The sequence below is a fragment of the Shewanella sp. 10N.286.52.C2 genome, from assembly GCF_002874545.1.
In the GTDB taxonomy this organism is placed as follows: Bacteria; Pseudomonadota; Gammaproteobacteria; order Enterobacterales; family Shewanellaceae; genus Shewanella.
The window spans coordinates 1-3,754 of sequence record NZ_MCTV01000074.1 but is presented as its reverse complement, the minus strand read 5'-3'; the positions used below and the strand labels follow the sequence as shown (position 1 = coordinate 3,754).

The following is a 3,754-nucleotide window of genomic DNA, read 5'->3' as shown; positions in this document are numbered from 1 at the left end:
AACTATTTGTATTTAACTATGGGATTAATAAAGATCTCCTGTTTAAGCCAGATGCGCCCTTTCTGAACCTCGAAACTCCTTTGGGATTAACTGGTTTTTCACTGTCCCCGCTAAAAAGTACCAGCAGCGGACTTTCTGTTTGCCGTTCTCAATAGCTTTATGTATTTCAAAACCCTTAAGTGGCCAAAGTGACTGTTTGTTACTGGCTTCACTTTGACGAAATAAATGATATGTTATAACATTGCCTTTTTAATCCATCCTTGATAGGGCAAAGCACGTGAAAAAGCATTTTCTATATTCAATTATTGTCATTTCTAATGGTGCGTTAGCGCAAGATAGCAATAACCCAACCTCAGAAACTAATGATGATATTGAGCGCATTGAGGTAAATAGACTTTGGCAGCCTTACCGAGGCAACGTACCATTGATTGATACTCCCCAAGCAGTAGATAGAATTAATGCCGATACCATCAAAAACGAGGGCATTACTCGTTTCATGGACGCCTTGGACTTTTCGCCTAGTATCGTAAGGCAAAATAACTCTGGCGGTATGTTTGATAGCTTTGCTATTCGCGGTTTTTCGGGCGACGAAAATAACCCGACAGGTTACTTAGTAAATGGCTTTAACTCGCGAGGTTATAACGGCAACAGAAATACCGCCAATATTGAAACCATTGAAGTAATGAAAGGGCCAGGCTCAGCACTGTACGGACAAGGTGAACCGGGTGGCACGGTCAATATCATCACTAAAAAGCCGCAATTTGATGAACAAGGTTATATTCAGGGAACCTTAGGTAATTTCAATCAAAAACAAGTGGAATTTGATCACACCAAAGGCATTAGTGACGATGTTGCTTACCGCATCAATGGCTTTTACGAAGATTCAGATACCTTTCGTGACCATGTTGATATTGAAAGCTTGAATTTAAGCCCGTCACTTTTGTGGAATATCTCTGACGCCACCAGCTTAAGTTATGAAATGGAAATTCTACATCAAAGCAAGCCGTTAGATCGCGGTGTCTATGTATTAGATAATGATTTTGACGCTGTCGATACTGCCGCATTTTATGGTGATACCCGAGACGGAGCCCATAAAGTTGAAGCGCTAGGACACCAACTACTATTAAATCATCAGCTTAATAACTCGTGGCACTTATTAGCCGGTTTAGCTTATCGGGATTCATCCTTTAAAGGTCAATCTTCAGATGCTGAACTATCTGACGGCCGCCAGCTGATTTATAGCGACCCAAATACCTTATCAAGACAAAGAAGAGAGCGTGATTATCAGGCGCAAGACTTCTCGGCGCGTTTTGAAGTTAGCGGTGACGTAGAGCTTGGTGGCATGACCAATAATCTATTAATTGGGTTAGATTATTATAACTTCCAGCTAGATACTGATTATAGAGTGTGGCGAACCGCTTGGGGTTCGGGCGATGCGACATACTCAATCAACCCTAATAACCCTGATTACACTATGTATCAGCCTGAAACCACACCAACAACCTTAACCTTTGAAGAGCAAAAAGGCCTTGGTTTTTACGCCCAAGATTTAATTGAGTTGACTGATAAAGCCAAGCTGTTATTGGGCTTCAGAGTCGATAGCTTTAATCAGCACATTGTCAATAAACTGGATAATGAGTCTCAAGAGCAAGATCAAACTGAAGTATCTTCTCGTTTCGGTTTTGTCTATGAATTGGATGACAATATCAATATTTACACCAGCTACGCTGAAGGTTTCAGACCTAATCCTGGGCTTGATTCAGACAGAAATGCTTTTGACCCAGAACAAACTAAATCTTTCGAAGTCGGTCTTAAATGGCAAAATGTCGCTGACAGGTTCTCCGGTAGCCTTGCACTGTTTGATGCCAGCAAAACCAATATGTTAACAGCAGAGCCAGACACAGGGCTTTCTGCGACTTTAGGTGAGGTTGAAAGTCAGGGAGTTGAGTTTCAGCTGACCACCTTACTAACGGCTGATACCAGCATTGAGTTAGCCTACGCTTATACCGATGCAAGAACAGCAAACGATTTGATTGATAATGACTGGGGCGTGCCAATCCCTAAAGGTTCACGTTTAATCAACGTTGCAGAGCATGTCGGTCATGTGGCCCTAAGACATTATACTGACATTATGGGTAAAGAAGCTTATTTTGGCGCTACGGTCAATTACGTTGGCGACCGTCTAGGTGAAACCACATCACCTGATTATATTTTACCTGCATACACCTTAGTGAACCTATCCGCAGCGATAGAGTTAAGCAGCAAGTTTAGTGTAATGCTTGATGTGAATAACCTGTTTAATGAGCAATACTTTGAAAGCTCCTATCACAGGTTATGGACTATGCCGGGTGAGCCGATTAATTTCACCGCGAGTGTTAAGTATCAATTCTAATTTTCAGTATTAATTGCTGCTTGGGCTTGCTAATACGACTTCTGTTTAAGGTTTTCACTGCTCATTGACATCAGTCAACTCCGCGGTAAACCCCAAACTTCATTGTCTTAGCATCGCCACTAACGCTATTTGGATAGTTAAATTTGATAGTTAAATTTGATAGTTAAATTTGATAGCGTTAAACCTTGTCACTAGTCCCGACTGACAAGGGGCAAGTCCGCGGTGTAAACTCAAACTGCATAGTTTTAGTACCACAATGACATTAAGCGACCTTAGGGTCGCTTTTTTGTTGAGGATATCAGAGGTGAATCTATCAGTTGGGCTGAGTGGCTCAAGTGTCAAATATAAAGAATGCGTTAATCATTGGGCTTTTCACTAGGGTTAGCACAGTCATTACACAAGCATTGTAATTCTATTTGAGAGTTGAGCAGTTGAAAGTCCGCTTGTTGAATGCTCTCTTTTAAAGCCTCGATCACGCTGGCTTGAATGCCCTTCTCGGCCACTTTGCCGCAGCTTTTACAAATCAAAAACTGCGGTACTTGGTGCTTGTGAGCGCAAGTGATGTGTGAACAAGCAAGGTACTTATTTTCAGATGATAGCTTATGCACTAAAGGCAGTTCACTGAGTATATCCAGCATACGATAAACAGACATCGGTGCTAATGATTCTTGGTGTGTCGCACGGTAAATATCAACGATTTCATAGGCTGATAAGGGTTTGCTAGAGTTAAGTAATACACCTAAAACATTCTTTCTTTTTGCCGTTAGCTTTACACCATTGTCGTGACATAGTTGTTCTGCTTTAGCAAAAATTTCAGTGTTATTAGAAGTAGGCATAGATAAGCTCAAGAGAAATCGTTATTGTTGTTATTATTTCTTGTCGGACTGACATTGTAAATGATAAAAAATAGAACATCTTAACAGCATTAAATAATTGCTATTTTTTGTGATTTTAAACCGTTTTTCGGCGCTTAGCTAATTTAGACCATTGGTTTCCTTTTTGTATTTCCAAACTTCGTTTGGATTAATATCGTGGGTTTTCTGCCCACTGCTGATTTTGATATCTGGGTTTCAGCCTGTAATTCCAAACTCCGTTTGGATTAACGTCGTGGCGCTTCGCCCCTTCTTTTGCAAAGAGCAGAGTCAAGGGGGAAAGCGCACACATTTTACAAAAGAAGCCCTTAACAAACCCTCAGCGCCCTAACGAAAAATGCTGAAAAGCGCATGATTTTCGATGGGGATTGATCCAGCTTTTAACTTCGTTTGTTGATAACTTCGGCCCCTGTTTATTATAAAGAGTGAAAATGCTAACGCTTCCGATAGGCCGTCCATGGCCTAACGAAAGCTAGCTTGGCATCCATGC

At 41.2% G+C, this 3,754-nt stretch carries 2 protein-coding genes; one reads left to right on the top strand and one right to left on the bottom strand.

All coding sequences use genetic code 11. The annotated features are described in order from the left end of the window. Nucleotides 1-277: 277 nt before the first annotated feature. Nucleotides 278-2,392: a TonB-dependent siderophore receptor gene (locus BCU94_RS18915; protein ID WP_102436252.1), complete on the top strand. Its 2,115-nt coding sequence runs from the start codon at nt 278-280 to the stop codon at nt 2,390-2,392. A 356-nt stretch (nt 2,393-2,748) separates the two neighbouring features. On the opposite strand, the gene BCU94_RS18910 is transcribed toward BCU94_RS18915, so the two are convergent. Continuing rightward, nucleotides 2,749-3,228 carry a Fur family transcriptional regulator gene (locus tag BCU94_RS18910; protein WP_102436250.1) on the bottom strand — a complete coding sequence of 160 codons (480 nt, stop codon included), beginning with the start codon at nt 3,226-3,228 and terminating at the stop codon, nt 2,749-2,751. Nucleotides 3,229-3,754: the final 526 nt, after the last annotated feature.